Origin of the sequence: Kitasatospora sp. NPDC096077 (assembly GCF_040303245.1) — a bacterium.
In the GTDB taxonomy this organism is placed as follows: domain Bacteria; phylum Actinomycetota; class Actinomycetes; order Streptomycetales; family Streptomycetaceae; genus Kitasatospora.
In genome coordinates this window covers 9,123-11,855 of record NZ_JBEOSV010000121.1, presented here as the reverse complement: position 1 = coordinate 11,855, position 2,733 = coordinate 9,123, and the positions used below count along the sequence as shown (strand labels likewise).

The window sequence follows — 2,733 nt, the reverse complement described above, 5'->3', positions numbered from 1 at the left end:
TCGACGCGGGTGCGTCGCCACTCCACCAGCATGGGCTCGATGAGCTCCCACTGATCGTCCTTCAGGTCCGAGGGATACCTGCGTCGTTCCGTCACACTTGATCAATATCGCGGACACAGACCCGGCCGCCACGAGACCCTGGAACCGAGTCCGTGCCGCAGCAATCAAAGCCGGACAGTTGGGGGGAATCCCCTACCGAACACCCTCTTAGACACGCAGTTCATGAAGACCTTTGGACGGACACCGAGACGGCTGCCCTGGGCCCCACGATCCCGGCGCACCGTCATCGTCACCGTCAGCCGGTGACGATGACGGTGCGCCCGTGAAGCACTCACACACGTGCGGGCTGCGCCTCCGGAAGTCGGGAACGAGGTGCGACGGCCGTCCCGGCCTGGTGGGCCGGGACGGCAGGGTCTTGCGGGGCGGATCAGCCGGTGACGGTCTCGGCGTGCCGGTCCAGGGCGTCCAGGAGCGCGGCCTGGTGATCGATCAGCTTGCCGTCGGTGCGGGCCATAGCCTGCTTACGCAGCCACGTGCCGGGGCGGAAGGCCGGGTCCTGGTCCGGCAGCGGGCCCGACTGGTGAAGGCACTCGCCCACCTGGAGCGGGCACGCAGCCCCGAGCCGATGCCCTCCCCGACCGCCGTCGCCAGCCTGAGCGATCCGGACTCACGGCTGCAACTGGGCAAACACGGCGGCACCCGCAGGGATACAACCTGCAGATCGTCTGCGCGCGCCGCCAGATCCTGCTGGCCATCGACCTGCACGACAACCCGTCGGACCGCACGGCACTGATCCCGATGGTCAGGAAGACCCAGGAGAACCAGCACGCGGCAGGTCTGCCGGGCGACATCCTGCTCTGGCTCGCGAACAGCGGATACGCCAGCGCCGCCTCCTTCGAGTACCTCGCCGACCTGCCACTACTGGTCTCCGTCACCAGCGAGGCCGACCAAGCGGGCTTCCCCGCGAAGCGCCAAAGCGCCCCAACCGGCTAACCGGCCATGGCCGACCGCCTAGCGACCCCGGCCGGTCAGGCCCAGTACCGCCAGCGCAGCGCTCTCGTCGAGCCGGGCATCGCGAACGCGGGATCTCTCACGTAGGACGGGAGCTCCACCGGGTCCATCTCCGCGGGCGGGGAGGGCGAGCGCGACGAGCCCACCCGGCACGGGCTGCTGCAGCAACCCGCCCTCGCCGGTCAGCTGCAGCCCGCTCGCACGGGCCCGGTCGACCAACTGCCCGATCAACTGGTCATCCAGCAGATCCGCCGACAGCTCGACCGGTCGGACCTCTTCAACCGCCTCAACCGCCTCAACCGCCTCAACCGAGGCGATCACGTCGCTCATCAGGTGTTCTTCCTTGATCGGGAGTTACACCGATGACACCGTACAGACCCGCGGGTGGAATTCGCGAACGGTGAATTGGCGCGCCACCGGGTGGAGATGCTCGACTCGCTGGGCATGATCTGGTCTGTCTCGGATGCGCGGTTCGAGGCCGGGCTGGACTGGGCGCGGGTCTGGGCGAAGGAGCACGGCGGGAGCTTGGGGGCGCCGGTGCGGGCCGCGGTCAGCGGGTACGCCATCGGCACCTGGCTGATGGAGCTGCGGGCCGCCGCGGCGGTGCTGGCCGACCAGCCGGGTGCGCTGGCGGCCGAATGGCGGGCTGCGTTGGAGGAGATCGACCCGTGGTGGTGCCCGGCGTGGCCGGTCACCTGGCAGCGCGCCTACGCGACCGCCCGGATGTGGTGGTTGGACACCGACGGCCTGGTCGACTGGACCCGGCTGCCCCTGGACACGGTGTTCGAGGGTGAACAGCTCGGCCGCTGGGTGCGGGCGCAGCGGGCCGGCTTCGCCGCGCTCGACCAGGAGCAGCGGGACCTGCTGGCAGCGATCGGCATCGAGGCCGACCCCGAGCTGGTGGCCGCGAAGGCCGCCGCCGAGGCGAAGCCGAAGGTCTCCCGCACCGACCGGTTCGCCCAGGGCCTGGCCGCGCTCGCCCAGTTCGTCGAGCGGGAGCAGCACCCGCGGGTGCCCCGACCGCACAAGGAGCCGGCGGAGGCCGTTGAGGCCGGCCCCGGCGGTGAGGAACAGGTCGTGGTCTCGCACTTCGCGCTGGGCGCCTGGCTCAACAACCGGAAGGCCCACCGGGCGAAACTCACCCCCGGGCAGCTCGCGCAGCTCGCCGAGCACGGCGTCGAGTGGGCGTGACGGCCGTGACCCAGACGCTGTCGTCAGGACGCATAAGGCCCGGCCCGGGGAATGAATCCCTGGGCCGGGCCGGTGGCCTGCTGGCTCCGGACTTTCGGGGAGCCGTTCCGGGGGCGGATGCCCCAGCAGGATCAGGCGCCCGAGGTGGCGGAGATCTGCTGGATGCCGCTGTTGCCGGGGACCGGGACCGGCTGGAAGGCGCTCCAGGAGCCGGCGCTGTAGTCGGCGTTGGCGTTGTAGACGGTGTTGTCGGAGCCGACCGCGTACAGATGGACGGTGTTGCCCACGGCGTTGGCGGTGATCTGCTTGATGCCGGAGTTGCCCGGCACCGGCTGGAAGGCACTCCAGGAGCCGGCGCTGTAGTCGGCGTTGGCGTTGTAGACGGTGTTGTCGGAGCCGATGGCGAACAGGCGCACCGTGGTGCCGGTGGAGACGGCGGTGATCTGCTTGATGCCGCTGTTGCCGGGCACCGGCTGGAAGGCACTCCAGGTACCGGTGGCGTAGTTGCCGTCAGCGGTGTAGACGGTGTTC

Annotated in this window: 3 protein-coding genes and 2 pseudogenes; 2 read left to right on the top strand and 3 right to left on the bottom strand. The window is 70.2% G+C overall.

Going from position 1 to position 2,733, the window contains the following annotated elements:
* Positions 1-427 precede the first annotated feature (427 nt).
* Entirely contained in the window at positions 428-598 is a 171-nt protein-coding gene (locus tag ABTZ03_RS43460; RefSeq protein ID WP_350518813.1) for a hypothetical protein, read from the bottom strand.
* A gap of 200 nt (positions 599-798) precedes the next feature.
* On the opposite strand from ABTZ03_RS43460, the gene ABTZ03_RS43455 reads away from it, so the two are divergent.
* The gene (locus ABTZ03_RS43455) at positions 799-993 is read left to right on the top strand and encodes a hypothetical protein (protein ID WP_350518812.1); all 195 of its coding nucleotides are present in this window, start codon (positions 799-801) and stop codon (positions 991-993) included.
* Positions 994-1,167: 174 nt separating this feature from the next.
* Here the strand turns inward: ABTZ03_RS43455 and ABTZ03_RS43450 are convergent.
* Positions 1,168-1,341 (bottom strand): annotated as a pseudogene (locus ABTZ03_RS43450) (transposase); the annotation flags it as partial.
* Positions 1,342-1,395: 54 nt separating this feature from the next.
* Between ABTZ03_RS43450 and ABTZ03_RS43445 the strand changes: the two are divergent.
* Complete coding sequence (locus ABTZ03_RS43445) at positions 1,396-2,202, top strand: helicase associated domain-containing protein (RefSeq protein WP_350518811.1); 807 nt, start codon at positions 1,396-1,398, stop codon at positions 2,200-2,202.
* Between the two features lie 131 nt (positions 2,203-2,333).
* Here ABTZ03_RS43445 and ABTZ03_RS43440 read toward each other — a convergent pair.
* Positions 2,334-2,733 (bottom strand): annotated as a pseudogene (locus ABTZ03_RS43440) (hypothetical protein); the annotation flags it as partial.

Excerpts from the sequence above, each read along its gene's own strand:
- ABTZ03_RS43455 (WP_350518812.1), top strand. The coding sequence starts at position 799 with ATGGTCAGGAAGACCCAGGAGAACCAGCACGCGGCAGGTCTGCCGGGC.